Consider the following 26,810-nt stretch of genomic DNA (forward strand, 5'->3'; position numbering starts at 1 on the left):
AATCTGACCTGGTCCAGACCATCATCTCCTGGAAGACAGATGAACCATCCACCTCCCAGGTATTCTGGGAAGAGGGGATAACCGACAAGAAAGACCTCCCCAATTCCACCAATCAGGACAAGAACTATACCACCAATCATGTTGTGATAATCACTAATTTCAAACCGTCTTCGGTCTATAGATTCCGCATCCAGAGCATCGACCGATCCGGCAATGTATCCGAAAGCAATGACTTCACCATCCTCATCCCCGAGAAGAAGAAATCCGTTATCCAGATCATCATCACCAACTTCGAGAGCACCTTCGGATGGGTGAAGAACATAGGGATGTAGGGTTGATAGTCGAAAGTCTCTAAAGTCAAAAGTCCATAAAGCGGGAATGCAAGAAGCCGGAGGAAAGTCTATAAAGTAAAAAGTCTATAAAGTCGGAGGAAGAAAGCGAACGGTTCATCGGGAGACGAGCTTTAAAAATACAAGCAACAGGCGTAATGCGGAAAACAAGATGCCAAGTTTATATCTCGGTTAGTGTTTTTGTGTGAATCAAGGTATAATAAAGTATGAAATTATATAATAAAGCGGATAAATTTGTCGAAAGAGCATTCGGAAAAAATGGAATGAAGCATTTCAGAAGAACGGTATTCTGGGTAAAGAAGCTGCATCCCGAAGCGGATGAAGCGATGCTGATAGCTGCGATCTCTCATGATTTAGAGAGAGCATTTCGAAAGGATGGCGCCGGAAACCCAAGAGACAGCGAGAAAGGGTTTTTGGATGGCGAACATCTCAAAATCCATCAGAAAGAGGGTGCCAAGATCATCTTCGATTTTCTTGTTGAAGAGGGCGCCGACAGCGCTCTTGCAAACAGAGTCAGGGAGCTTGTTGAAGCACATGAAGTCGGAGGCGACAAGGAACAGAACATCCTGAAAGATGCCGATTCGATCAGTTTTTTTGAAAATAATGCCGGACATTTTATCGAAAAAAAGGCGCGTGAATTGGGAAAAGAAAAAGTGAAGGAAAAATTCGACTGGATGTTCGACAGGATCACTTCAAAAAAAGCAAAAGAGATATCCGAACGCTGGTACGAGAGAGCCATAAAAGAACTTGGCTATTAATCCATAATTCAAGAGATCCATGGAATCATTTGAAGTAGTTATCATAGGTGCAGGGCCGGCGGGATTGTCTGCGGCAAAGAAACTTGCCGAAGCGGGAAAAAAAGTTCTGCTTCTTGAAAAAAATAGCGTGATCGGTCCGAAGGTTTGCGCCGGGGGATTTCCCAGTTCGGTGATCGGCGAGTTCGGTCTTCCGAAAGAATTGTGGGATCTGGAGACTTATGAGATGACCTTTCATACTCCGCTCCAGGAAAAAACATTCAAACTCGGAGGACCTTTTTATACTGTCGATAGGGCAAGGCTGGGAGCCTGGCAGCTCGAAAAGCTAAAAGGCACTTCGGTTCAAGTTAGGACCGATGCGAAGGTTACAAAGGTTGAGAAAGACCATGTCATGATCAACGGTTCCGAGAAGATCCCGTATGAGCACCTTATAGGCGCCGATGGGGCGAATTCGGTTGTCAGAAAATATCTTGGGATCAAGACGGAGAATTTCAGCGTTGCGATGCAGTACATCATTCCGTCCGATGAATATAAAAAGGTGGAAATATATTTCGATCAGAGGCTGATCAGCCTCGGATATGTCTGGATCTTTCCGCACAAGGGCTATGTCTCGATCGGCTGCGGAACGGAACCGCGATATTATTCAACCAAAAAGGTCGCGGCGGGTTTTGAAAAGTGGATAAAACAGAACAACATCGACACGTCGAAAGCGAAATTCGAGGCATTCACGATCAACTACGATTACAGGGGGCACAAGTTCGGGAATATTTATCTTGCGGGGGATGCCGCAGGACTTGCCGCAGGTCTGACCGGCGGTGGGGTCTATCAGGCGCTTGTTTCCGGCGAGGAAGTTTCCAGATCTATCTGTGAAAAGGATTATGTTTCGCAAAGGATGCCCGGAGTGCTGAAATTGAACAAAAAACAGAATGATGCATTGCGTTTTCTGGAAATAACCAGGCCGATCCTGGGCCTGGAGATGGAACTTTTTATGCTTATAATAAGAAACAAGTGGCTTGGGGAAAAGTTTATAAATAAAATAATGTAATTAATTCACCGCAATGGGAGTATTTTTTGCTTTCATCGCACTTTTCAGCTGGGGAATAGGCGATTTTCTGATCCAGAGAAGCACCAGGGCTTTTGGAAATTACGTAGCCATATTCTATATCACCGCATTCGGTTCCGTCGTGTTTTTTCCGTTCGCTTACCGGAGTATTCCGTCATTGTTGTCATTCGGTTCCGATTTTATGTTGCTCATGTTCACAAGCGTAGTGATCTTGTTCGCTTCGCTTTTGGATCTCCAGGCATTAAAGATGGGAAAGATATCCGTGGTAGAACCGATATTCGCTTTGGAGATTCCCGTAACCGCGCTTCTTGCATCATTCGTGATCGGGGAATCGATATCTGTTCTGCAGGCTTCACTGATCATAATTATATTGTTCGGTATAATCCTGGTTTCCACAAAACGTTCCGATGATCTGAAGATCAGGATCGAGAAGGGAGTTATGTATGCAATATTCGCCACTTTTCTGATGGGGTCTGTGGATTTTCTTTTTGGCGTCAGTTCGAGAGAAATGGATCCGTTCCTTGTCAATTGGTTCACAAGCGTATTACTTGCGTTTTTCACTTTGTTCTATCTCATCCTGAGGTCAAGGACGAACGAGCTTGTCCGGTGCTGGAAAACGGAGAAAAAACTTATTTTCGGCATCGGATTTTTCGATAATCTCGCGTGGATCTCGTATTCATACAGCATGCTCTATGTTCCGATCGCGATCGCGACCAGCATCAGTCAAAGCTATTTGGTGATAGTCGCTTCGCTTGGCATAATCTTGAATAAGGAGAAGCTGAAGCGCCATCAATATCTCGGCTTGGCGGTAACTATTTCGGGCGCCATAGTGCTTGCTTATATAACCGGGGAATAAATTCTTGGAGCCGTAATAATTTCGCACCTAAGCCGATTTGACGGTCAACTGCGCGGCTATTGACTTTTTTTAGTATTAGGTATATAATTGTCTTGTAAGTTTTTTGAAGAATTTTCTTTCCTTGTATGTATTCTATAAGTTAATCCCGAACAGATTCGGGAGAAAGTAAAATTCCGACAAAAAGTCAGTCGACTTGCAACTTAATCAGTACATATAAGGAAAAAAAACGATGCAGAAGAAACTATATGTTGGCGGTTTGGCCTACAGCACCACCGAGGATACGTTGAAAAATACGTTCGCCGAAGCTGGTACCGTAGAAACTGCTACCATCATTATAGACAAGATGTCCGGCAGATCTAAGGGTTTTGGTTTCGTAGAAATGTCTACGGAAGAAGAAGCTCAGAAAGCTATTGAAATGTTCAATGGCAAAGAATTAGACGGCAGAACATTGACCGTAAACGAAGCTCGCCCTATGGCCCCAAGGCCAGCAAGAGGCGGTTTCGGAGGCGGTAACCATGGCGGCCGAGGTTTCGGCGGTGGAAACAGATTCTAATATTACTTTAGGATCGTCTATAAAAACAAAGAACGGCTTATGCCGTTTTTTGTTGTATAGATATTTTTGCGGAAAATTATTTTACCGTCGAACTGATTATGGATTTTATGGTATTAACCGGAATGGAAAAGCTTATATTGCTCGAGCCGACGACCGTGGCGACATTCACTCCGATGACCTCGCCTTCCAGGGTCACAAGAGGGCCGCCGGAATTTCCGGGATTTATGGCCGCATCGGTCTGAATGACCCCTTTCAAGCTTTCGCTTCCTCCGCTTCCCGAAGCCTGGATATCCCTGTTGAGTCCGGAGATTATTCCCGTTGAAACGGAGTTGTTGTATTTCCCGAGGGCATTGCCTACCGCAAAAACGGTCTGGCCCAGCTTGAGCGTATCGGAATCGCCGAGAGCCACATGCGGATATTTTACGCCATCAACCTTCACGATCGCGAGGTCGATCTCGTCGTCGATGTAGGTGATCGCAGCCGCTTTCTGAGTTCCGTCCGAAAGAAGGACGGTATATTTGGCCTCGCTGTCGTTGACGACATGCCTGTTGGTCGCGATATAGCCGTCATCCGATATCAGGAATCCCGTACCTGCTCCGACCTTCTTTTCCTCGGTGCCTTTCTGGATATATCTTGGTACGCGCATATCAACATCGTTAAAGAACGGATCGTCGCCGAAAGGATTCACATAGACCACTTCAAGCTTCGGAACGTCTTTCGTGACGACTATGGAAACTACTGAGGGAGTTATTTCCGCGACAGCTTCCGTGAGCATTTCATCCTGGGATTTTTGTTTTGCGATCTCCTGTTTGACGGTTTCAAGCGATTTGTCCTGCAGTCCCGCATATGCCTTCAGAAGGCCGTCGACTTGCTGGCCGGATTCTTTAGATCTTTCCACGAGAGCGTCGAATTGTTCTTTTGAAATGCTGTTTTGGCCGGTTCCCGGTGCGGAATTTTCAAGCGCCCTGAGCCTTTCGCTTATATTTTGGAGATTCCGGTTTTGCGTGTAGGCGTTATATGAAAAACTCGCCCATGCCGCCAAATTTATGGCTACGAGGGCCAGAACCAGAAATACGATCTTCTTATCTGTGATGATCATAAATAATTCTTACTGTTAAGCTTTTGGTAATATTATAAAAAAATAGAGAGGTTGCGTCAATTCAGCAGTTTATAGTTAATACAAAACGCATTAATAAAAATTTCATCGTCGCTTGATTATTTATCGGATACGGAATAAAGTGTATAAAAAGGAGGTGTTTCGATGAGAGAAACAAGAAAAGAAAGGCAGGAGATCTCTGGCGGGGAAGCTGATGCAATGGCCATTGTTCTTGACAGGATGATGAAGGAGGATAAATTCGTTCCGGATTTCATCACTGGAATATCAAGAGGGGCATATCATCTGGTGGCCAAGATCAACAGCATGACATCGAAATGGGCTAAGATCGGGTATTTCAACATTGGCGACGATAAGGCCGATCCGAATAAGAAAGTCATAAAAAGCTCATCTTTCGATCATGATGAAACTTTAAGCGGCATCAGGATCCTGGTTTGCGAGGATGACCTTCGAAGCGGGCTGAGCTTCATTGCCGTAAGGGAATATCTTGAAAAAAAAGGAGCGGAGGTCCGTACTATGAGTTTTTTCAGCCATCCATTCTCCAAAGCGGCGCCTGACTATATTTTCAAAAAGAACATAGAATATGAGGTCTGGTTCCCGTGGGATAATTTAAAACAATTGGCAAAATCCAAGTCTCCATAGGAGACTTTTTTTGTTCGGTATTTCGTAATGGCATTTCCGCTATCGGCCAGAATAAAAAAATAGATAAATAAATTTATCTATGGTTTATTGCGATGCTGATCGCAGCGTGTTTCTCAATGCGAAGTCGATCGCGGCCGTGGCGTGGATCGTCGTCGTGTCGAACAGGGGAATTGCCCATCCCAGCTGCTCATCCAGCTCTTTTTGCGTTATGAGCAATGGAAGCTCCGTGCATCCCAGAATTATTCCTTCGGCGCCTTCATTGCCCAGCCTTCCTATCAGGTTGTTGATCGTTATGCGGTAGTTCCGGTCGAATTTTCCCTGGCACAATTCTTTGAATATGACCCTGTCGATAAATGCTCTTTCGAAGACTGACGGTATCATAACCTCGATCCCGTGGTTCTTTGCCAGCCTTCCCTTATAAAAATATTCTTCCATCGTTACCCTGGTCCCCAGGAGCGCGACCTTTTTCATTTTTTTCTTTTTGATCTCTTCCGCAAGAGCATCCGCGATGTGTATGAGAGGGATGGAGATCGAACTTTGAACTTCGTCAGCCACTTTGTGCATGGTGTTCGTCGCTATGACTATGCATTCCGCTCCGGCCATTTCGAGCTTTTGGGCTATTCTTGTCATTATTGACGCAAGATCTTCCCATCTGTTCTGCTGTTGCAGGGCCGCGATCTCGGCAAAATTGACATACTCCACAATTATTTTTGCAGAGCTTAATCCGCCAAGCTTTTGTTTCACGAGTTCATTCATGATGCGGGTGTATTCATTTGTCGATTCCCAGCTCATTCCGCCTATTATGCCTATTGTTTTCAATGTGCCTATATTTGTTTTCATAAAGCCTCCTTTATGGATGACTCATTATAAAAAATAGGTATGATTTGTCAATTCAACAGGAAAAATGCGAATCATGATCAGTTGGAAGAGGAAATATCAGGCAAGAAAAAATGACATCTTTGATGTCATTGTTTTTAGCGCAGAAGCCCTCCGATAAAAAATCCCGGACTAAGATCCAGGCGTCCATTGTCCAGTATGTCGAACATGACCGCTCCGGACATATTGAATCCTGCAAAATCCGTACAGCCGCTTGAGCTCGCCGACGTACAGTTAATGCCTGAAATACTGTCCTGTCTGAACAGCTCCTTCATTCCTCCGGCGACTATTACCGCTGCTCTATTGGTGAGTTCGGATGTAAAACCGTCCTTTTCCAATCTTTTTCTGACCTCATCGAGGAGCAGGATATTTTCTTCTATTGTTCCGGGAAGGATCGACACTATGGCCGCAGCCGCGTAGTTTGAAGTATCTTCTTCCCATCCTTTTCGGACCATTGTTTCGAAAGTTTCGTTGAATCTGTCGCCCCGTTCGCTTACGGATCCGCGGGCATTCATCAGTATCATCGCTGTGATCCCGGATTCAACGCTGTCGGTTCTGCCTTTACTTATTATATTTTTTTCCAAAGCATCGACCTGGCTTGCGATTTCGGTTTCCTGGCCTTCCATTTGGGCCATGTTTGCCGATATGAAACAGGTTGCCGCGCTGCCGATCTGCCACCCTTTCTTGAAAAACTCTTCGCGCATTCTGTTGAAGCGCTGATATTTTTCAATAGGAGAGTTCTCGCGGATCTTCATGATCAGAGCGGCTTCGGACCAAGTGGAGTATGATTTCGAATGTCCGTCATCGACCATGAGCGTGAGTATTTCTCCGAGTTCGTCCCTGAGCTTGTCTATGTCTCCTTCCTGAACTGCCACCAGGGATGCGATCCTGAGTCTTTGATAGCTGGTCCAGCCTTTATTATACAGATAGTCGTTGATAACTCCGGCTCTTCGGTATATATTTTCTTCGTCGTCGGGTAGCGCACTAAGAGAGATCGCAAAATGAATCACTTTGCGGGTGTTATTAAAACCTTCCTTGATCAATAGTTCATGCATGGATCTGAATCTTTTGTATCTCGCATCGATCTCTTGGTTGATCTTTTCCAATTCCTGTTCGAATGATTCAAAAAGAACATTTTCGAGCCTGGATGATCCGACGCGCAGCTGCTTCAGCCGTTCTTTTCCTTTATCCAAAAGCATGGCATATCCGCCCGAAGTTTTTGAATATCCGGCTGTTTCGGCTTTGATCTTTTCGAGCCGTTCTTTTTCCGTCCCGATCTTTTCGGTTTCACTTGCAAGGGCTGCAAGCTTTGGTTTTTCGCTTCTGAGCGATGCTTCTTCCTCGGAGAGCTTTTGCTTCGACGTGGTCATTTTGTGCCATTTTGAAGTGAGCTTCCTTTCAAGATCATTTATTACTTTCTCACTTTCCTTTTTCCGGATCATTTTTCGATTAAAACTTTCCAGAATGCCCGGGAGTTTCTTTGCCTCATCCTGCATGGCCATATATTCATAAAAACTGACGGTTTTCACGAGGCCGTGGCTTTCAAGGAAGGTTGACTCGATATCGTCCAATTCGAAGAATGCCTTTTTCTCCAAATTATCCAGAATGGATAGAATATTTGTTGAATACATATTTCTGCACCTCTTTTTTTAAAGATCATTTCCTTTTGTAGGGAAACGATAAATAGTATCATAAATCAACTTAATTGTCAATTCCCATAAGTCATTAATTTTGGTAAAATAATATCATTAACCGGTGAAATTATCTATGATAACTGTATATGTTGTAAGGCACGGAGAAGCTGAGGGTAATGCGAAAAAGAAGCTGATGGGCCAATCAGATCCGTCTTTGACTGCAATCGGCAAGAAAGATGCTTATATGCTGGGCGAAAGATTAAGATCCGTGAAATTCGATAAGGTCTATACAAGCGATTTGGAAAGGGCTTGGGCGACAACGGACATTATTGCTAAAATTCTGAATTTATCCTTAGAACCCATCAAAACGGAGAAACTTCGCGAGATTGATACCGGAGACTGTTGCGGGATGGATCTCGAATGCTTTTTCAGGGAATATCCGGAATCGAAGAATAGTGCGGATTTTTGTTTCCCGAAAGGCGAGAGCTATAGGGAATTCTTCTGCCGCATAGCGAATTTCCTGAAGTCGCTCGCAAAAGATTATGACGATGAAATTATTCTCATTGTGGCTCATGAAGGCGTTATAAAAGCGATCGAATATTATTTTGGATATCTTGAATTTCGCAATCATCAGAAGACAAAGATATCCCATGAATATGTCAGAAAATTTGTTGTTGATGGAGGAAATCCGGCGGAATAGCGGTTAATAAATATTATTGATTATGAAAATCAAAATAAAAAATATTTTTGGAGAAAATCTGGATGTGCTGATCGAAGGAAATAAGAATTCCGAGAGGGTTTTGATATTTATTCATGGATTTGGATCGGATAAGAACGAAGGATTTGCGTCGTTCTTGGATCTTTCCGGATATTTCAAAGATGACTTTCTGACAATAAGATTCGATCTGTCGGGCTATGGCAAAAGCGAGGGTGAAGAATATGAATTTCAATTTCACAAAGCGGCGGGGGACGTGGATTCAGTGATAAGGTATGCTCGAAAGAAATATAGAGGAAAAGAGCTGAATATCATAGCTCATTCTCTTGGGGCTTTTGTCGTCTGCATACTGTCGCCATATATGATCAGAAGGACGATCTTTACGTCGATACCTAATTCCAATTCGAAATTCATCATAAGGGAGCTCCAAAAAAGGATCAAGGCAAAAGGAGGGAAGATAAATGAGAACGGTCTTTCTGTTTATCCAAGGACTAGCGGAGTTGTCCAGCTGATCGGAAAAGATTTCTGGAAAACATTAAGATCTTTCGATCCGGTAGAATCCATAAAAGAACTCAGCGAGAAGACGGAACTTGCGATCTTCAAACCGAAACAAGACGAAGTTCTTAGAGATAAATATTTTAATGAATATAAGACGATCAAGAATATGAAATATGTTGAGATCGACGGCGATCACAATTTTACAAAAAAAGAAGACAGGTTGAACCTGTTTGAGAATATAAGTAAATTTTTATTATAAAAGACAGTGGCATGAAAATACTGGCGATTTCAGGAAGTCCGAGAAAAAAGAATGTATATGGCATGATCAAGACCGTTTGTGAAGCGGCTGGCGGTGATTTTGAGATTTTAAATATAGCGGATCAAAGTATTCATCATTGCAATGATTGCCGAAATTGCCATAAGACCTATAAATGCGCCATCAACGATGATATGCAGGACATTCATAAAAAGATAGCCGATGCGGATTGTATTGTCCTTGGAAGTCCGACTTATTTTGATAATGTTTCAGGACCGATGAAAAACTTTATGGACAGGTGTCTCCCGTTTTATTTTTCGCGGGGGCTTGAAGGGAAAAAGGCTATCTTGTTGACGAGCGGAAATTTTGAAGATCAACTGGAATTCGATGAAAATGGAAAATGCAAATGGCACAAGGAAGAAAAGGAATCGGTTGAAAGATGTCTAAGGTCTATGGAATATTTTTGCAAAATTATGGGAATAAGCATAGTTGGCAAAATTTATGCCCTACATGATGATTGGGAGATAAAAGAGAGCGAATTGATTTGCATGGGCAAGAGATTATTATAACAAAAAAGTATAATATATCAGGTGTGTATGTCAGTTGTTGTATTGTTTAAATTGTAAGATCATAATAAAATTACTTTGATACTTGGGAGTTTCAAAGTATCAAGCTTATAAAAATTCAGATTAAAATTATGAGTAGAGTTAATCCGCGCATTTTAGATTCCAAAGTCAAGATGAAATATTTAGATCTTCTTTGGACCTCTATAGCACAACTGGAGACAAAAGAAGAAGTTAAAAAATTCTTCAAGGATTTATTGAGCGAGAGTGAGGCAATAATGCTGGCGAGGCGTATTGAAATCGCCAAGCGACTGATAGATGGCCAGTCTTATGATGAAATAGCTGGTGATTTGAAAGTTGGAACAGATACAATAAGCAGGGTACAGCAATGGCTTATTTCGGGTTTTGGAGGATATGAAAAGGCGATTGATGGGTTTAATAAAGAGCTTGGCAACCGCATTGGTCGAATAAAAAATATTAACGAAGAAATACCTTACAGTTTCACATGGATAAAAAAGAAATACCCGCTTCATTTTCTTCTATTTAATTTGCTCTCTGGCGATTCTCATGCCAGCAAACGTGCTAAAAGATAAACTTCAATTTACTTTGATAATTGGGAGTTTCAAAGTAAGACTATATGGCTAAATAATAGGATAATAAACATAATATATTTAATTGGCGGTTCTCTTGGGAGCGGAAAAACCGTTCTTTCGAGGAAATCGAAAAAAAATTCAATATCGGTTATATTTCAACTGATAATCTAAGAACAGTCGTTGCGCCGTATTTTTCAAAGCAAGAAAGACTTGTTAATTTTCCGTTTGAAAGAATATTTGATCCGGCTGATATCGATGAATATTTTGAAAGGTATACAGGCAGGCAGATGTTGAGTGATGATATCAAGGAAGCAAGAACGATCTGGCCTGGTGTGAGAAACTTGATTGACTATCTTCTGAGGTGCAAAATGGATTATATTATCGAAGGCGTGCACTTGCTTCCATCTCTGGCTAAGCGATATAAAGAAAATAAAAATATAAAGATTATATTTTTGAGTAAGTTTAATGAAAATAAAATTTATAAAGGCTTGTTAAATAATAAGAATAACAATGACTGGATTACGGATAATTTGAAAAACAAAAATATCATTTCAGCGGCCGCTAAGTCGCTTTGCGTTTATGGAGCATATTTTAAAAGAGAAACGAAGAAAAATGGTTTAATGCTTATAAATAGGGAAGATGATTTTAATAACAGTTTGAATGATATAGCAAATAATATTGTATAAAGGATTTAGCTTAATATTTAAACTAAAATATGTTCGGGGAAACAAAAAACGGAACACATTCGGAACTTCTTGACGTAAAAGACTGGCAATGTCGGAAGTTTTGGGAGCTGCAAGCATGCGGATTTATAATGAATCTTAAAATAATAAACTGTGAAATCATCGGCAGAATTTAATCAATGTTGCGAAAATGTCGGAGGCTAGCCTCCGAGATGGATAGCAGGGTTGTATTCTAATTATTCCCGTTGTAGGAAACTCGGGGGCTTGCCCCCGAGAGATTTATAGATTAAAAAATAGAGATAATCTTTATGCTTGATTTTTTCAAACAATCCTATTCCTCCAATATTCCAAAATTCTATGTCGCAATTTTTTTTGATGCGATGTGGTTTGCGGGTCCGGTTTGGATACTTTATTTTCTCAGTATCGGGCTTAATTTTGAGCAAATAGGGATTTTGGTCGGTATCTCGTTCATTGTACAGGCATTTTTTGAGATTCCTTCCAGTGTTTGGGCTGATCGCTATTCACGAAAGAATATATTGATAATCGGGATGTCTTTTTGGTTTGTTGCTCAAATAATATTTTTGTCTGCAAATTCATTTTATTTTTTTATTTTTGCGGCTATCTTTCAGGGGCTTTCAAATTCATTTTTTTCAGGTACTGAGTCGGCGATAGTTTACGACACCTTGCTGAACATGGGAAGGGAAAAAGAGTATGGCAAGATCCAGTCCAAAATTCATAGTATTTTCTTTTTAGGCAGAATAATTATTTCAATAGGCGGTGTTCTGGCCTACTCCTATGATAAAAAACTTCCCTTTCTTCTCTCGGTTATCACCAGCCTGATCGCGGTTTTTATTTTTTCATTGATCAAGGAGCCGAGGTTCCATAAATCGTCAGGTACGCATTTTGGCCAAATGAAGGAAGGTTTTGGATTTTTATTGGCCAATGAAAAGGTTTGGCTGATAGTTCTCGTTTTTTCTTTATTGCAAGCTGCCGCTAATATTCTTTATAATTATTATCAGCCGGTATTTGACTTGGCCGGTTTGCCAATTGCATATTTCGCTGTTGTTTATCTGGGAATCAATATTGCGAGCTATATCGGTTCAATGAGCTATTCCAAGCTGGCCAATAAATTAAGTTTCAATAAAATTCTTGCGATCTATTTATTGATTGCATTTCTGGTTTCCTTGGCTTTTGCTTTCGGAAAACTGATTTTTATTCTGCCTTTGGTCCTTTTTCTTTCATTTTGTTTCGGTTCTTTCGACGTTTATATAACAAGTCTGATAAATAAAGTGGTGCCTTCAAGCCATAGGGCAACGACAATAAGCATTCAGAGTCTGATAAATACCGTTATGATGTCTTTTTTACTGATTATTGTTGGAAGGATTTCAAATGAATATTCTATCTTCTGGGGAATGATTTTCAATGCTGGCGTAATTCTATTCGCTTGCGTTGCGTTTTTATATGTGAAAATTAATAATTCAAAACTTAATAAATAAATTAACGAAAAAATCATGATAAAGATGGTATTCGTTGACATGAGCAATACGCTTGTCGATGGAAGCGGCGCAAATTCCGGCGCGGATTTTATCGGCAAGGGCGATTTGTATAGAGAGATATATCCGAAATATAAGGCTGGAAAAATAACAATGACAGAACTGCTGAATAAAACCTACGGATGCTGGGCAGGATTGAATGTTTATGATCTGCAAAAAGTATTTGAAAAGCTCGATTTCAATGACGGCGCAAAGGAAACTATAAAAAAAATAAAAAATGAAGGAATAAAAATGGTTCTTCTGACCCAGATACCAGTTCAGCTTGGAGAACTATTCAAAAAGAGTCTCGGATTTGATTTTATAACGGGGACTGTGTTGGAAGTTAAAAATGGAATTTTTACGGGAAAAGTCTTAGAGTATCACGACAACAAAGCTAGGGAAGCGATGCAAATATTAGAAAGAGAAAAAATATTTCCGGAAGAAGCAGTCTCAATCGGAGACAGGAAAGACGATGCAGAAGTTTTCAAAAAAGTTCGTTTTGGTGTTTCCTATAATGGAGATGAAGCGGCAAGAAAAAACGCTAAATATCAAATAGATGATTTTAAAAAGTTATATGATATAATTGAAAAAGAATCGAATAATTGATTTTATAGCAATATGCCAACAATTGAAGAATTACAAACTGAGATCGAAAATATAAAGGTCCGGAACAGGCGGGTGGAGGCCGATAAAGCGTGGGAAACAAGCTGGGCAAGGAAAATGACAATTTCCGTTCTTACGTATTTTGTCATGGTCGTATTTTTCTATTTTGCAAATCTTCCAAAGCCATTTGTAAATGCAATCGTCCCATCGATCGCTTTTATTATTTCGACGCTGACAATATCTTTTTTTAAACAAATGTGGATCAAAAATAATTACAAAAAATAATATGACACTATCAGAATCGGAAATAAAAAAAATAACCGGGCTTTCAGAAGAAGAGGTGAAAAACAGTTTCGAAAAGCACGGATATAACGAGCTTCCCTCCTCGAAGAAAAGAAGCTTCATGAAGATAATCGAAGAAGTTCTCCAGGAGCCCATGTTCATTCTGCTTGTCATAGCCGGTTCGGTTTATCTTGTTCTTGGAAGTACTGAAGAGGCTTTCCTGCTTCTGGGGTTTGTTTTTGTCATTGTCGGGATCACGATATATCAGGAAAACAAGACTGAGAATGCGCTCGATGCCCTTCGAAAAATGTCCAGTCCCCGTGCGCTGGTCATCAGAGGCGGAAAGCAAAAAAGGATCCCCGGGGTGGAGGTTGTGCCTGGAGATATCATAGTTCTCAAAGAAGGCGACAGGATCCCTGCCGACGCTGAACTCCTCTGGACGAGGAATTTGTCGGTTGATGAATCCCTTCTTACAGGTGAATCCGTTCCTGTCCGGAAAGATCCTTCGAATAAAAATAGCGGATCGTCAAGAAAGACCGAGGAAGAAAGATCGTCCATTATCTATTCCGGAAGCTTGGTGGTGCAGGGACAGGGGGTTGCAAAGGTCAGAACTACCGGGATCAACACTGAAATGGGAAAGATAGGAAAAGCGCTGGAGGTCATAAAGGAAGAAAGAACGCCTCTTCAGGATCAGACGAAAAGGATCGTAAAAAGCGTATTCGGTATTGTGATCGTATTATTCTTAATAATCATATTGTATTACGGTATTGTGAGGGGCAATTGGACAGAGGGGATATTGTCGGGAATAACTCTTGCCATGGCGCTTCTGCCCGAGGAGTTTCCCGTGGTTCTTACGATATTCCTTGCTCTGGGGGCATGGAGGATCTCCAAGGAGCAGGCGCTGACAAGGAAAATATCCGCAGTTGAGACCCTGGGGTCTTCGACCGTGCTTTGCGTCGATAAGACCGGAACCCTGACCGAGAATAAGATGTCCGTAAGGGAAATATTTACGGAAGGAGAGAACTTTGACGTAAAGGGAAATGAAGACCGCCTTCCGAGCAAGTTTCACGAGATCATAGAATATGGGATCCTGGCGAGCGAGGAAGACCCCTTTGATCCGATGGACAAGGCGATCCAGGATCTCGGAAAAAGGACATTGGCGAATACCAGGCACATTCACACAAAGTGGACTCTTGTCGAAGAATATCCGCTCACCAGAAAACTTCTTGCGATCTCGCATGTCTGGAGGAGGGAAGACGGGGGCGATCATGACGGTTATGTCGTTTCGGCCAAGGGCGCCGTGGAGGCTATTTGCGACCTATGCCATCTTGATGCGGATGAATGTCGGAAAATATCCGTACTCGTTGATTCTATGGCGGCAAACGGGCTCCGGGTCATATCAGTTGCAAAATCCGGTTTTGAAAAAAGCGACCTTCCTTCTTCCCAGCATGATTTCGATTTCAAATTTTTGGGTCTGATCGGACTTGCGGATCCTGTCAGAAAGACAGTGCCGCCTGCCATGAAGGAATGCTATAATGCCGGGATCCGCGTCATTATGATCACCGGAGACTATCCGGCCACTGCAAAGAACATTGCGCGCGAGATCGGACTGAAGAACTATAATGAGATCATAACGGGGCCTGAGCTGGAAAAAATGGGAAGCGAAGAACTCAGGAAAAAAATAAAAGAAGTCAATATCTTTGCGAGAGTCGCTCCGGAGCAGAAGCTTCTTATAGTGAACGCTCTCAAGTCCAATGGAGAGATCGTGGCGATGACGGGAGATGGAGTGAACGATGCTCCGGCGCTGAAATCCGCCCATATCGGAGTTGCAATGGGGGAAAGAGGGACGGATGTGGCAAGGGAATCCGCCGGGATAGTTTTGCTGAATGATGATTTTTCAACAATAGTCAAAGCCGTGAGATTGGGGCGGCGTATCAGCGATAATCTCAAAAAGGCCATGGCTTATATCGTCAGCGTGCATATTCCCATTGCGGGAGTCTCATTTTTTCCGGTCCTTTTCGGCTGGCCGGTCGTTCTTTATCCGGTCCATATAGTATTTCTGGAACTTGTGATCGATCCTGCCTGTACGGTCGTTTTTGAGGCGGAAAAGGAAGAAGCCAACGTCATGAGGCGTCCGCCGAGGGATCCGAAAAAACCGCTTTTCGGAAGCAAGATACTTATCCTGAGCGTGCTGCAGGGGTTCTTCTCTCTTCTTGCGGTCGCTGCGATATTTATGCTGGCGCGCTATTCCGGCCAAAGCGACGAGGAAGCGAGGACACTGGCTTTCATTACCTTGATCACTTCGAACATATCGCTGATCCTGGTGAATCGTTCATGGACAAAGACCATAATTTCCTATATGTTCGTTCCCAATAGGGCCTTGGCTGGGGTTGCCGCGATCGCCATCACGTTCCTTATCATGGCTCTTTATATTCCCGCATTGCAGAGAGTATTTCATTTCGGATTTATGCACTGGGAAGATATAATAACTTCTCTGGCTTTCGGGATATCGAGCATAGTTTGGTTTGAAGCATTGAAATACTATTGTATCCACAGGAATATAAAGCTTCTTGAAAGCTGATGTATAGATGATAATAATAAAGGCAGAAGGACTCAAGAGAGAGAAGGAGGTCCTAGTCTCGTTTGCGAGGTTGGATCCGTTGAAATCGTATAAATAACAAAACTGACCCAAAGATACTTGGGTCAGTTTTTATGCTAAATATATTTTGGGCAAGTGAAAAAGATAGGTTTTATCTTTTTCGATAATTGGGATAGTTTGTTGGGATTTATTTTGTTGTTTTTTGTGAGTGGTTGTTGTGTTGGTTTGGAGTCTTTGATCTTTGAGCTAAAGCTCAAGGATTCCAAACCAACTTTCCCTTCAAACTACCTTTACCTATCTTTATTAAATACAGTATACACCCGGGAGAAAACATTGTCAAGGGCCTTGAACATATAATTAACATTATCGCTTGTTTAAGCGAATAAAATTAGATTTCGCGTAAGATTATAGATGAATAATAAAAAGTTATCCACAGCTTCGGAAAAGAAAAAATGCCGTGCTGTGGAAGTTTGCTTTGTTGTGAAATATATTATATAATGTTAAACTTCAAATATGATTTATTAAGAAAGCATAATGGATAGGAGCAGCACACAAAAAATTATTTTTGCGGTCATCATTATTTTATTTTCTGCAGGATATTATTTCATTTTTGGCAAGCACGAAAATGTTCCCGGAAATGCAGTGGAGGAAAAAACGGAGAAAGCTCCGGATGTTGCGCTTGAAGCCGGAATTTCCGAGCAGGGAACGATTGTGGACGGATCGGACCGATCGGAAGTCGCCAGTGGAACTTATGAAAGCGATCCGGGTGCAAGCGAGAAGGAATCTCAGGCGGAGATTCCGGCAAGTCCTTCGGTGGCGCCTGCTATAGCACCTCCTACAGTACCTTCAGCAGAACCCCCGATAACTCCCAAAAAGGAAGTTTCAACCATAAAAAACATTCTTTTCAGCGTGCCATTCGCTTCTCAGGCGCCATACGGGAACTGGAGCGATGCGAGAAACCAGGACGGATGCGAGGAGGCGGCGGCTATTATGGCGATGGCCTGGGTGAATGGAACGGCTTTGAATGCAAAATCGGTCAATGATGAGATATACAAGATCGCCGCATATGAGGAAGAGGCTGTCGGAACGTTCCATGACACATCTGCGTTCGATACGGCTGAAACGATATTTAAAGGATATTTCAAATATGAAGGGATAGAGGTTAAATACAGGATAAAAATAGAAGATATCATAAATGAGCTTGAGGCGGGAAATCTCGTTGTCGTTCCGACAAGGGGACAGCTTCTGGGAAATCCAAATTTCACGCCTCCCGGTCCTTTGACCCATGAGCTGGTTATTATCGGATATGACTTCAAGACCAAAGAATTCATAACCAATGATCCCGGAACAAGGAACGGAAAGGGATATCGTTATGATGAAAATGTCCTGATAGATGCGGTCATCGATTATCCGACGGGATCGCATGAAAAAGTCGTGGAGGAAAAAACCGCGATGATCGTCGTTAGACCTTCGGTCAAATAATTATTATCACTTGCACAATTATCCTAAAGAGTGTAAATTGTAATAGGCGATAATAATATGAATATATGAAATTTTGCCGGTTGTTACAAAGCATCGGATCACAATAATTCTCAGTTGAGGGTTATTTTTTTATCTTTGAGGCAAAACAATATGCAAGACAGAATACCGCATCCGATCATCGATATGCACACGCACCTTCGCGACAGCATTCCTCTCGGGATAAGGCTCAAGAATCCGAACAATGAAGGGAATGTGATCGGAAAGGTTGCGAAGCAGGGGAAGGTCGACGTTCTTCTTTATATGGCGAACACCACCCCGCCCCTTGATGATCCGGAAATAATAAAAAGATCATTGATGCTGAAAAGGCATGGCGCGAGGGCGATACCGGTCGGTGCAATGACAAAAAATCTTGAAGGCAAGACCCCTGTCGATATTGATGCCATAAAGCCCTATGTTGCGGGATTCAGCGACGACGGAAAATGCCTGGAAGATCTGGAGATCCTGGAATATTTCCTGAGGAAAGGAGTCCTGGTCCTTGCGCATTGCGAACCGGAAACGGAAACCATAGAAAAATATATAAAAGTTCTGGAGAGAAGTCGGGGAAATCTCCATATCCAGCATGTGAGCAGGAAGTCAAGCGTCGAAGCCATAAGAACGGCAAAAAAGATCGGGCTTCCGATCACGTGCGAAACCTGTCCGCAATATTTTATTTACACATATAATGACCGGGATCTGGTCCTGAATCCGCCGCTCGGGAGCGAGATGGATGTCGCTGAAATAAAGAAAGGGCTGCGGGATGGCACGATCGATGTGATCGCATCCGACCATGCACCTCACGATGATCCGATCCGGAACGGATTGAGGGGCCTGAAGACCCTCGTTTCTCTTTCCTACGGGCTGGTCCTTTCCGGAGTTTTGCCGGAAGGGGAATTGTGGAAGAAATTGACGGTGAATCCGCAGAGGATCATCGCGAAAAACGGGTATATCATTTAATTCCGCGCGGGTATTTTTCTGGTTGACAAATTGTGAATGTTGTGATAATATGTGCTGTTGTAAATTTATGTCATAAGCGATTTTGTCGCTTAGGTCTATTTATAACAAAAATCTAAAAGGAGGAATGGATATAATAGGAGCAAACGCGGTTCTGTCGTTCATTATAATAATAACCATATTAGGCATCGCTCATGAACTCGGTCATTTCGAGGTTGCAAGAAGGTTCGGGATCAAGGCGACAAAGATCGGGGTCGGATTTAAGATCCCGAGGATGGCGTGGCTATCGGTTTCGAAAAAAATCAGGGGAGTCGAGGTTTCATTGAATCCGATCCTGGCAGGAGCTTATGTGAATATTGACTCTGATGAAGTTGATAAGCTTGATAGCGTTTTTAAGAAAATCGCCATATATGCGGCGGGTCCCTTGGTTAATTTGTTTTCAGGCATAGCGCTATTAACGCTCGCTATGATCATGAGAGGCGCTGGCTTGCTGGAGGCATTTACCGGAGTTGTAGCCAATACGGTAATGGCAATAATAAGTTTGCCGCAAGTCTTTTCAAACTTTTCCAGCATGAAGGAAAATCTTGCGGGGCCTATCGGTATCATGAATTTAATGTCGGGCGAGTCGGTTCCATCCGGAGTTGCGCCATTGATGTTTTTTTTCGTTTTACTGGGAGCCTTGAGCATAGGCTTTGCAATAATGAACCTGATTCCGCTGGTACCTCTTGATGGAGGACGGATATTCCTGGTAATATCGGAAAGGGTATTCGGTAAAAATATGGCATTCAGGATCTTGCGAATCGCATATGTGCTGTTAAGTCTCGCGGCTTTTATAGCTCTGATAGGATTCGCCATATTGAACGATCTGGGAGCATTTAATTAATAATGCCCCTTATTTTTTTATAGAAAATGTCAGGACCATGCTGAAATAAAAAGAAACCCGATGTTATGATGGAGATCGGGTTTCTGATCTGCGGCTGAACTTGGTTATCCGACATATTTGAAGCGCGGCACTTCTTTGCCGTCGATCGTTATATTTTCAAAAAACATTTTTCTCGGCCTTACCCACAGGGCATTGTGGCCGAACTCTTCCGAATCCCAAAGTGCGCGATACACGACCAATTCTTCCAGCGTCTCGCTGTGCCTTGCGAGCCCGATCACTTCATAATATTTATTCTTATAATGCAGATATTTTCCCGGTTTGACGTTTTCCATGTTCGTAGAGTTTATATAAATGATTAAAAAACATATCAGATAAGAAGATTCATTTCCGGCTTCCCAATACCAGCTTGCACGCTTCATGTTTGTCTTTGATGATCTCTTTGGCTGCCGGACTCAGTTTTTTCCAGCTTCGTTCCAGTTTTTTTGCGATCCAGTCGTTTGCCTCGTCAATATCCATCTTGTGGCTGAAGAATGCCAGAAAGAATAAAGAAGAGACAGAATCAAAATGAGCCATCGAATCCGCATCGGCGACGCACAACGCTTCACTGGTCAGCTTTTTTGCCATTCTGCTTCCTCTGTGGCTGAGAATGCAGTGTTTGACTTCCCTGATCCTTTGCGGAGGATAGTCGTATTTTTTGAGGATCATCTCGGCCAATCTTGCGCCATGCACATGGTGTTCTTCATAAAGTTTGCGGTCTTTGACGCTTGCATAGTCGTGAAGCAGGGCCGCGATCTCAACGATCTCTTCGTCGGCGCCGAGTTTTTTCGCCATCAGCTTGGCATACTTCACAACTGGCAAAATGTGATGGGTCCACGCTCCATAACCGAAATAATTCGTCCTGTTTTTGCACGCTTTTTCAACTATTTCCGAGATCTCTTTTATCATCATATTGGTTGATTATAGGATATTATTCATGCGATGCGATGATCCCATGTCTGTTGACTTATTAAAATATAGCATAAATATTTCCGTATTAACAGAAAAAAATAACCGTTTCAGGTTATTTGCTCAGCTCAACTTCGATTTCCTTTTTAAGAGAAAGTAACTTTCCGCACAGTCTGCAGCAGCAATCATCCAATAACTCATCTACTGTTATAGTCTCTTTGACCGTGTTCTCTGCGATCGCCAGAAGCGTTGTTCTCTTGTCCATCCTGACCGCGTGCCAGCAGGCCGCAGAGATAAAGATCGCATTGTCTCTGTTGATCGTGACAACTTCACATTTACTTTCACTGTGGACTTCCACAAGCGCCTGTCCGCTCGTGCAGAGCAGGATCTCGCTTGAGCCCAAGTGGTAATGCTTTCCCCTGATCTCTTCTGAACTATTTTTGTTCACTATAAAGTAAACTCTTTGGACGTTGGGCATGAGTCCCTCCGTCAGTTTTGGCAGATCTATTTCCGTGAGAGAACCTTGCTTGTTCTTGTCGCCGGTTCCGGATACGGTTCTTGTTTCTATTATCTTATAACTCAATTCATATCCCTCCATATTGATAATGTGAATGATAACTGCTATATTACTTTTGTCAATGAATTAATTGCAATTATGCCTAATTTCTGGAGAAAATTGAAAAAGCCGATCCTGGCGCTTGCGCCCATAGCCGGATATACGAATTCTTCGTTCCGCCAGATCTGCAAAAGATATGGCGCCGATGTCGTCTATTCCGAAATGGCAAGCGCCGTCGCTCTTAATTATGGCGGGAAAAAGACCATGGAGCTTTTGAGGTTCCAAAGGCCGGAGCGGCCCTATGTGGTCCAGCTTTTCGGAAATGATCCGAAATATTTCAGGAACGCCGCTAAAATAGTTTCCGAAAAGATAAAGCCTGACGGGATCGATATAAACATGGGTTGTCCCGCAAAAAAAGTATTTTCAAATGGAAGCGGGGCCGCGCTTATGATAAACAAAAAGATCGGAAGGGCGGTTATCGAAGAGACTTTGAAGGGCACCAAGCTTCCGGTGTCGATCAAGGTCAGATCGAAAGCGGGGGATGTCACGGCATATCAATTCGTGAGATCCGTCAAAGATCTGCCCATTAGGGCTATAATGATCCACGGAAGAACTCTGGCACAGGAATTTTCGGGAGAAATAGACTATACTCAGATCAAAAAAATAAAATCCCTAGTTGATATTCCGGTAATTGCGAATGGAGGAATAAACACTCCGCTTGATGCGAAGATCATGCTTGAGAGGACCGGTGCAGACGGGATTGGTATTGCGAGGGGCGCTCTCATGAAACCGTGGCTTTTTTTGGAGATAAGGGAATATCTGAAAAAAGGGGAATATGAAGATTTCGGTATTGAAAAAATAAAAAAGGCCGCCCTTGATCATGCAAAAATGTCGTTCAGGGCGGGCGGAGCTCACGGGATCCTTGAGATGAGAAAATATCTTCTCTGGTATTTCAGAGGATTTGAGAACGCGAAAGAAGCGAGAAGGGATCTGGTGCAAGTTGAATCCGTGAAGGATATAGAGAATGTTCTGAAAAGTATATAAAAAAAGAGCCGTTTTAGCTCCCTAGTTTTTCGAGTTCACTGATATATGATCTGGTTTTTCCGTTTCCCGGGAATCGTGCGAACAGCGATACATAATGTTCAGACATGTTTATTTTTGCGATGGATAATCCCCATACTGCCAGCACTGCCAGGATCAGCGCAATGCCGAGGAAGGATCCTGCGAACCATATGGATTCGATCTTTGAAAATTCTCCTATCCATGCCAGGGCTACTGACAAGATCAATACGGCAAAGATGGCCTTGAATGCGGATCTTTCCACCATATCCCGTTTCATGCTGTTTATGTGAAACTTTCTGATAAACAGGGGAGATGTCTTTGCATCTTCGTATATTTCATCTTCGTTGTTCGTATAAAACTTTACACTGGCAGCTCTTATCGGGAGAATTCCCGTTCTTTTTGTATTCTCCCTTACGGGAAGAACATTGGTTCTCTCTTTGTATTTCACTTTGGGAAGAACGTTGGTTTCTTCTCTGTTTCCCATTATAAACCTCCTGTTTTCTGAATTATATTAGGTTGTGATTATTTGTCAATTTTGGCAAAATAAAAAAAGGAAAACATATCAGCTCCCTAAGCCGAGAGCCTCAGAGGCTTCTCGCCACTCTTCCAGAAGAGCGGGATCGATTTTATTTTTGTTTCCCTGTTTGTTTTTTTCCAGAACATTATTGTCCTGATTTTTTTTGTTCGTCATCTCTCTCACCTCTATTTGAGTGCCGGGATGAAACCCAAGTTGATTTTCCGTTGTCCCGCGATAAGCTTCCGAGCTTCCTCTTTGGTGATAAGTTCAATACCGTCTTCTCCGATGAATCGATGGATGGTATTTCCGTTATGTCTTTCACCGCAAAATTCACAATTTCTCATGGTTTTATGCACCCTACGATACATTATATGACACCGTAATCACAGTGTCAATACTTATTAAAATTTTCTATAATAAAAGATAAAAAAATGGGAATATTTTTATTTTCCCATATTCGATTTTGGTTGTCATTTCGGCTATTTTTGTTTATATTCAGCCCTGGCAAGATCCATTGAGCAAATGATAGAAATTTACATCTTTCAAACATTTTACAAGCTTTTCCGGGGTGTCTATGATCGCGATTGTGGATAATTTCTTTATTTTGGGTATCGCTTTATTGCTTAGTCCATGACTGCTGATCAAGATCGCTTCATTAGGTGCGATGCTTCTTTCTTTCAGTTTTTCATGCACTGATCTTTCATAGAAGTCAGGATCGTGCTCTGCGGTTTTTACTTCCCTTCCGATTATCGGAGTCCTCTCATGCAAATTTCCCAATATTGCCTTTATATCTTGTTTCGCGTCGTCTGTTGCGCTGTCAGAGATCCAAATTACATAAATGTCGTTATACAGGGTGTTATTGATTATCTCTATAAGCTTATCGTCCAACGCTATCTTCATTGAAGAATTTTGCGCGGCTTTGTCCAAGGAAGCTTTGTTGCATATTATTCCATCAGCATCGATTACCAAAGCTGATATTTTTTTGTTTTCCGGTATGTTCATTTATCTCTCTCCTTCTTGGTTGTTAAATAACAAATCGCATATCATATATTATATGATACCGTAATCATGCTGTCAATAATGTTCAAATCTTTGTTTAAATATAATAAAATAGTCCTTTCTGCAAGGACCATTCTATGTGCTATCGATGCTAAATTTAACTTATTTTTTCCACTCTTTTACGGCTTTTTCATAGCTATCCAGGGATCCGACATCAAACCATTGTCCCGATAGGGAGTAGCCGGACAGGTTGTTCTCTTTCGCAAGCTTGGTCAGAATATCAACCTCGAGGCTTTTTGAGCCTGCTTTCATGTGTTCGAATATTTCCGGATTCATTATATAGATGCCGGCATTGATGAGATGAGATATTCCGGTTTCTTCCTTCGGTCTTTCGCTGAATTCGATGACTTTAGACCCTTTCAAGTTGACCACGCCCCAGTCCGAAGACTTGTCCACGGAAGTGATCCCCATGGTTATGATATTCTTATTCGATTTGTGGAATTCAAGCATGTCAAAGATGTCAGGTTCTGCGAGGACGTCTCCATACCACAGCACGAAAGGGGAATCCATCAGGCTGTTTTTCGCTTGGAAGAGCGGCTGCGCAGTTCCGCTTTCTTTGCCGTCCTGGTCGATATAGGTTATGCGGACGCCGAATCCGCTTCCGTCTTTGAAATACTCTTTGATCTTGTTTCCAAGATATCCCACCGATATGATTATATCTTTGAATCCGTTCTTAGCCATGAATTCTATCGTGTGCTGCAATAGGGGCTTGTTGTGAACGGGAAGAAGCGCTTTGGGCATTTCGTAGGTGAACGGCCTCAGCTTCACTCCCTCGCCGCCGGTCAGGATCAGAACTTTTGTGTGCTGGGGAAACAAGCTTTTGCTTAGCAGATATTCGATCGCGTGCGAGCGATTCCTGATCTTTGCGCCATCAACCATGCGGTCGATTGCGCCGACTATTTCCTTTTTTAGTGTGATCGTAAGTCTTTCTCTTTCCATATGTTTCGATATTATTATGGCTTTATTATAGTAAATAACCGCTAAAAAAGCAATAAAATACCAATAATATTTTGAATTTTAAAAAACACTATGATAATTCATATTATCATAGTGTTGGCTGAACTGATTCCGGGGATATTTTCTTATAATAGCGGCAGATATCTTTCTATTTCATAATCGCTCACCTTTGTCCTGAAGCTGTCCCACTCGATCTTTTTGTTCGAGAGGAACTTGCTGAATATGTGGTCTCCGAGAGAGTCTTTGAGCAGCTTGCTCTTTTCCATGATCTTGATGGCCTCGCCAAGATTCTCGGGCAGCGACTCGATCCCGTGTTCTTTTCTTTTCTCTGCGTTCATTTCATAGATATCTTCCTCAACGGGATCCGACAGCTTATATTTTTCCTTGATGCCCAAAAGTCCCGCTTCGAGCATAACCGTGAAAGCAAGATAGGGATTGCAGGCGGGGTCCGGGCTTCTGAGTTCGATCCTGGTCGCTTTTTCCTTGTTCGGCTTGTACATCGGAACTCTGACCAGGGCGCTTCTGTTCCTTCTTGCCCATGAGATATAGACTGGCGCTTCGAATCCAGGGATCAGTCTTTTATATGAATTCACCCACTGATTGCATATGGCGGTTATTTCGGTCGAATGTTCCAGGACTCCGGCGATATATGATTTTGCGACCAGTGAGAGGTGATATTTGTCTGTACTGTCATGGAACGCGTTTTTATCTCCCAGGAAAAGTGATTGATGGACATGCATTCCCGAGCCATTCTCGCCGTTTATGGGTTTTGGCATAAATGTGGCATAGAGCCCGCTTTGTCTTGCGATCTCTTTCACGGTGAATCTGTAGATCATGACCGTGTCGGCCATTTTCAGCGCGTCGGTGTATTTGAGGTCGATCTCGTGCTGGCTTGGCGCGACCTCGTGATGGGAATATTCCACCTTTATTCCCATTTTCTGGAGCGCAATTACGGTTTTTTCCCTCGTTTCTTCTCCGAGGTCGATCGGCTTTCCGTCGAAATATCCGCCCCTGTCTATGACGGAAGGATGCGACTTATCTGCAAAATAGAAATATTCCAGTTCCGGTCCGGTATAAAACGTGAAACCGGATTTTTTCGCTTTGTCAATGCTCCGCTTCAGTGCAAATCGGGGATCGCCCGCATAATGCGATCCGTTCGGGTTCAGGATGTTGCAGATCATAAATGCCGATCTGTGCTCGTCGGTCTTCCAGGGAATGATCTGGAATGTGTCGGGGTCGGGTTTTGCGATCATGTCGCTTTCTTCGATCCTGGCAAAACCTTCCACTGAAGATCCGTCAAAACCCATGCCTTCTTCCAGGGCTTCTTTCAGTTCCAATGGCGTAATGGAAAAGCTTTTAAGATTTCCCAGAATATCCGTAAAATAGCACTGGATGAAGCTTATGCCTTCGGTTTTTACGATATCCTCGATCTCTTTTGTCGTTTTCATGGATTTTATCTTAGAATTAAAAAAAACTTCCTAAACCCGTCATTGGCTAAGAAGACTTCTGTGTCGATTCGGCACGTCATTGTGCTCTATGCTTACATGATAGTACTTTTTTAATTTGTAGTCAATAAAAAACTTGCAGTATATTGCAAGTATTAATTCATGTCCGGGATGCAGGACTTCTGCATATCTATTTTTTTATTCAGGTCTACGATCTCTATCATAATATCGAAACAGCTTAGTGAAATTTCCCATGCCCTATTGTCCATAATTTCTCCGATATTTTCCAAGAAAAACTCAATAATTTCTCTCATTGCATATCCCTGAGGGGTTTTGAGTGTCGCGATCACCTGGTCGATCTCGGCATCTGACAGTTTTGCAAGAAATGGCATTCTGTCTATTGCGACCCCTATGATCTTTTCAGTCGTTTCTTTTTCCAATTCTATGACTTTTTTTTCAAACGTGAGTTTGAATTGTTCGAAAGTTATCTCCGCATTTTCTTTCACTATTATGCTGCTTTGAAAAAACTTTTGATAGTCTTCATTAGTGATCTCTTTTATGAATTTTCCAGGTAACTCCGTCGCTATTTTGTATGTTATGAACATTCTCATCAGTTCCGTAATTTTTTCTTTGCTTGCCGTGTATATTCCTCCTTTGCATAAATATTTTGAACTACGAAATGTCATTCCTGAATCAAGTTCAGGACAGGCTTTGGAGTGAAACGATGGGATCCCATAATTAAGCTCT

The 26,810-nt window shown here is 42.4% G+C and carries 31 protein-coding genes; 19 read left to right on the forward strand and 12 right to left on the reverse strand.

Annotated features, from left to right (window positions below; all coding sequences use genetic code 11):
- From WC788_09015 to WC788_09035, 5 genes are all read left to right on the forward strand, one after another.
- Positions 1-332 (forward strand): hypothetical protein (locus WC788_09015; GenBank protein MFA6097735.1); only part of this gene is annotated, 332 nt, incomplete at its 5' end.
- A 224-nt stretch (positions 333-556) separates the two neighbouring features.
- Positions 557-1,108, forward strand: a complete 552-nt coding sequence (locus tag WC788_09020; GenBank protein MFA6097736.1) for a DUF4202 family protein — start codon at positions 557-559, stop codon at positions 1,106-1,108.
- Between the two features lie 19 nt (positions 1,109-1,127).
- A complete protein-coding gene (locus tag WC788_09025; protein MFA6097737.1) occupies positions 1,128-2,150 on the forward strand; it encodes a geranylgeranyl reductase family protein in 1,023 nt (340 codons plus the stop codon).
- A 13-nt stretch (positions 2,151-2,163) separates the two neighbouring features.
- Positions 2,164-3,024 carry a DMT family transporter gene (locus WC788_09030; GenBank protein ID MFA6097738.1) on the forward strand — a complete coding sequence of 287 codons (861 nt, stop codon included), beginning with the start codon at positions 2,164-2,166 and terminating at the stop codon, positions 3,022-3,024.
- 229 nt (positions 3,025-3,253) lie between these two features.
- A complete protein-coding gene (locus WC788_09035) occupies positions 3,254-3,577 on the forward strand; it encodes an RNA-binding protein (GenBank protein MFA6097739.1) in 324 nt (107 codons plus the stop codon).
- Positions 3,578-3,653: 76 nt separating this feature from the next.
- On the opposite strand, the gene WC788_09040 is transcribed toward WC788_09035, so the two are convergent.
- Positions 3,654-4,676: a trypsin-like peptidase domain-containing protein gene (locus WC788_09040; protein ID MFA6097740.1), complete on the reverse strand. Its 1,023-nt coding sequence runs from the start codon at positions 4,674-4,676 to the stop codon at positions 3,654-3,656.
- A 162-nt stretch (positions 4,677-4,838) separates the two neighbouring features.
- On the opposite strand from WC788_09040, the gene WC788_09045 reads away from it, so the two are divergent.
- Complete coding sequence (locus WC788_09045; GenBank protein MFA6097741.1) at positions 4,839-5,333, forward strand: phosphoribosyltransferase family protein; 495 nt, start codon at positions 4,839-4,841, stop codon at positions 5,331-5,333.
- A gap of 84 nt (positions 5,334-5,417) precedes the next feature.
- Here WC788_09045 and WC788_09050 read toward each other — a convergent pair whose 3' ends face one another.
- Together WC788_09050 and WC788_09055 are read right to left on the reverse strand one after the other, a co-directional pair.
- Entirely contained in the window at positions 5,418-6,173 is a 756-nt protein-coding gene (locus WC788_09050; GenBank protein MFA6097742.1) for an aspartate/glutamate racemase family protein, read from the reverse strand.
- 134 nt (positions 6,174-6,307) lie between these two features.
- Positions 6,308-7,840, reverse strand: coding sequence for a hypothetical protein (locus WC788_09055; protein ID MFA6097743.1), 1,533 nt, complete (start codon positions 7,838-7,840; stop codon positions 6,308-6,310).
- Between the two features lie 136 nt (positions 7,841-7,976).
- Between WC788_09055 and WC788_09060 the strand changes: the two genes are divergently transcribed.
- The 12 genes from WC788_09060 to WC788_09115 all read left to right on the forward strand — a co-directional run bounded on the left by WC788_09060 (position 7,977) and on the right by WC788_09115 (position 19,522).
- The gene (locus tag WC788_09060) at positions 7,977-8,543 is read left to right on the forward strand and encodes a histidine phosphatase family protein (protein ID MFA6097744.1); all 567 of its coding nucleotides are present in this window, start codon (positions 7,977-7,979) and stop codon (positions 8,541-8,543) included.
- A gap of 22 nt (positions 8,544-8,565) precedes the next feature.
- A complete protein-coding gene (locus WC788_09065) occupies positions 8,566-9,315 on the forward strand; it encodes an alpha/beta fold hydrolase (GenBank protein ID MFA6097745.1) in 750 nt (249 codons plus the stop codon).
- An 11-nt stretch (positions 9,316-9,326) separates the two neighbouring features.
- A complete protein-coding gene (locus WC788_09070) occupies positions 9,327-9,881 on the forward strand; it encodes a flavodoxin family protein (protein MFA6097746.1) in 555 nt (184 codons plus the stop codon).
- A gap of 128 nt (positions 9,882-10,009) precedes the next feature.
- Positions 10,010-10,468: a YerC/YecD family TrpR-related protein gene (locus WC788_09075; GenBank protein MFA6097747.1), complete on the forward strand. Its 459-nt coding sequence runs from the start codon at positions 10,010-10,012 to the stop codon at positions 10,466-10,468.
- A gap of 368 nt (positions 10,469-10,836) precedes the next feature.
- Positions 10,837-11,154, forward strand: coding sequence for a hypothetical protein (locus WC788_09080; protein MFA6097748.1), 318 nt, complete (start codon positions 10,837-10,839; stop codon positions 11,152-11,154).
- A gap of 305 nt (positions 11,155-11,459) precedes the next feature.
- Positions 11,460-12,647, forward strand: a complete 1,188-nt coding sequence (locus tag WC788_09085) for an MFS transporter (protein MFA6097749.1) — start codon at positions 11,460-11,462, stop codon at positions 12,645-12,647.
- A 15-nt stretch (positions 12,648-12,662) separates the two neighbouring features.
- Positions 12,663-13,289 (forward strand): HAD family phosphatase, encoded by a 627-nt coding sequence (locus WC788_09090; GenBank protein MFA6097750.1) that lies wholly within the window; start codon positions 12,663-12,665, stop codon positions 13,287-13,289.
- A 12-nt stretch (positions 13,290-13,301) separates the two neighbouring features.
- Positions 13,302-13,571 (forward strand): hypothetical protein, encoded by a 270-nt coding sequence (locus tag WC788_09095; protein ID MFA6097751.1) that lies wholly within the window; start codon positions 13,302-13,304, stop codon positions 13,569-13,571.
- A gap of 1 nt (position 13,572) precedes the next feature.
- Complete coding sequence (locus WC788_09100) at positions 13,573-16,149, forward strand: cation-translocating P-type ATPase (GenBank protein ID MFA6097752.1); 2,577 nt, start codon at positions 13,573-13,575, stop codon at positions 16,147-16,149.
- A gap of 552 nt (positions 16,150-16,701) precedes the next feature.
- Entirely contained in the window at positions 16,702-17,649 is a 948-nt protein-coding gene (locus tag WC788_09105) for a C39 family peptidase (protein MFA6097753.1), read from the forward strand.
- A 150-nt stretch (positions 17,650-17,799) separates the two neighbouring features.
- A complete protein-coding gene (locus WC788_09110; GenBank protein ID MFA6097754.1) occupies positions 17,800-18,642 on the forward strand; it encodes a hypothetical protein in 843 nt (280 codons plus the stop codon).
- Between the two features lie 124 nt (positions 18,643-18,766).
- Complete coding sequence (locus tag WC788_09115; protein ID MFA6097755.1) at positions 18,767-19,522, forward strand: site-2 protease family protein; 756 nt, start codon at positions 18,767-18,769, stop codon at positions 19,520-19,522.
- Positions 19,523-19,626: 104 nt separating this feature from the next.
- Here WC788_09115 and WC788_09120 read toward each other — a convergent pair whose 3' ends face one another.
- From WC788_09120 to WC788_09130, 3 genes are all read right to left on the reverse strand, one after another.
- A complete protein-coding gene (locus WC788_09120; protein MFA6097756.1) occupies positions 19,627-19,854 on the reverse strand; it encodes a DUF1653 domain-containing protein in 228 nt (75 codons plus the stop codon).
- Between the two features lie 49 nt (positions 19,855-19,903).
- Positions 19,904-20,470, reverse strand: a complete 567-nt coding sequence (locus WC788_09125; GenBank protein ID MFA6097757.1) for an HD domain-containing protein — start codon at positions 20,468-20,470, stop codon at positions 19,904-19,906.
- Positions 20,471-20,582: 112 nt separating this feature from the next.
- Positions 20,583-21,050: a WxcM-like domain-containing protein gene (locus tag WC788_09130; GenBank protein MFA6097758.1), complete on the reverse strand. Its 468-nt coding sequence runs from the start codon at positions 21,048-21,050 to the stop codon at positions 20,583-20,585.
- A 72-nt stretch (positions 21,051-21,122) separates the two neighbouring features.
- Here WC788_09130 and WC788_09135 point away from each other — a divergent pair, with 72 nt between their 5' ends.
- Positions 21,123-22,067, forward strand: coding sequence for a tRNA-dihydrouridine synthase family protein (locus WC788_09135; GenBank protein MFA6097759.1), 945 nt, complete (start codon positions 21,123-21,125; stop codon positions 22,065-22,067).
- A gap of 13 nt (positions 22,068-22,080) precedes the next feature.
- Here WC788_09135 and WC788_09140 read toward each other — a convergent pair whose 3' ends face one another.
- From WC788_09140 to WC788_09165, 6 genes are all read right to left on the reverse strand, one after another.
- Positions 22,081-22,569 carry a hypothetical protein gene (locus WC788_09140; GenBank protein ID MFA6097760.1) on the reverse strand — a complete coding sequence of 163 codons (489 nt, stop codon included), beginning with the start codon at positions 22,567-22,569 and terminating at the stop codon, positions 22,081-22,083.
- Positions 22,570-22,647: 78 nt separating this feature from the next.
- Positions 22,648-22,776 (reverse strand): hypothetical protein, encoded by a 129-nt coding sequence (locus WC788_09145; GenBank protein ID MFA6097761.1) that lies wholly within the window; start codon positions 22,774-22,776, stop codon positions 22,648-22,650.
- Between the two features lie 321 nt (positions 22,777-23,097).
- On the reverse strand, positions 23,098-23,604 hold the full coding sequence (locus WC788_09150; GenBank protein ID MFA6097762.1) for a hypothetical protein: 507 nt from the start codon (positions 23,602-23,604) through the stop codon (positions 23,098-23,100).
- Positions 23,605-23,763: 159 nt separating this feature from the next.
- The gene (locus tag WC788_09155) at positions 23,764-24,600 is read right to left on the reverse strand and encodes a sugar phosphate nucleotidyltransferase (protein ID MFA6097763.1); all 837 of its coding nucleotides are present in this window, start codon (positions 24,598-24,600) and stop codon (positions 23,764-23,766) included.
- Between the two features lie 143 nt (positions 24,601-24,743).
- Positions 24,744-26,066: a glutamine synthetase family protein gene (locus WC788_09160; GenBank protein MFA6097764.1), complete on the reverse strand. Its 1,323-nt coding sequence runs from the start codon at positions 26,064-26,066 to the stop codon at positions 24,744-24,746.
- Positions 26,067-26,218: 152 nt separating this feature from the next.
- Positions 26,219-26,810, reverse strand: a 592-nt coding sequence (locus WC788_09165; GenBank protein MFA6097765.1) for a hypothetical protein, incomplete at its 5' end; no start/stop codon positions are given.

This window comes from Candidatus Paceibacterota bacterium, from assembly GCA_041661265.1.
Classification (GTDB): domain Bacteria; phylum Patescibacteriota; class Minisyncoccia; order JAHIHE01; family JAGLIN01; genus JBAZUT01.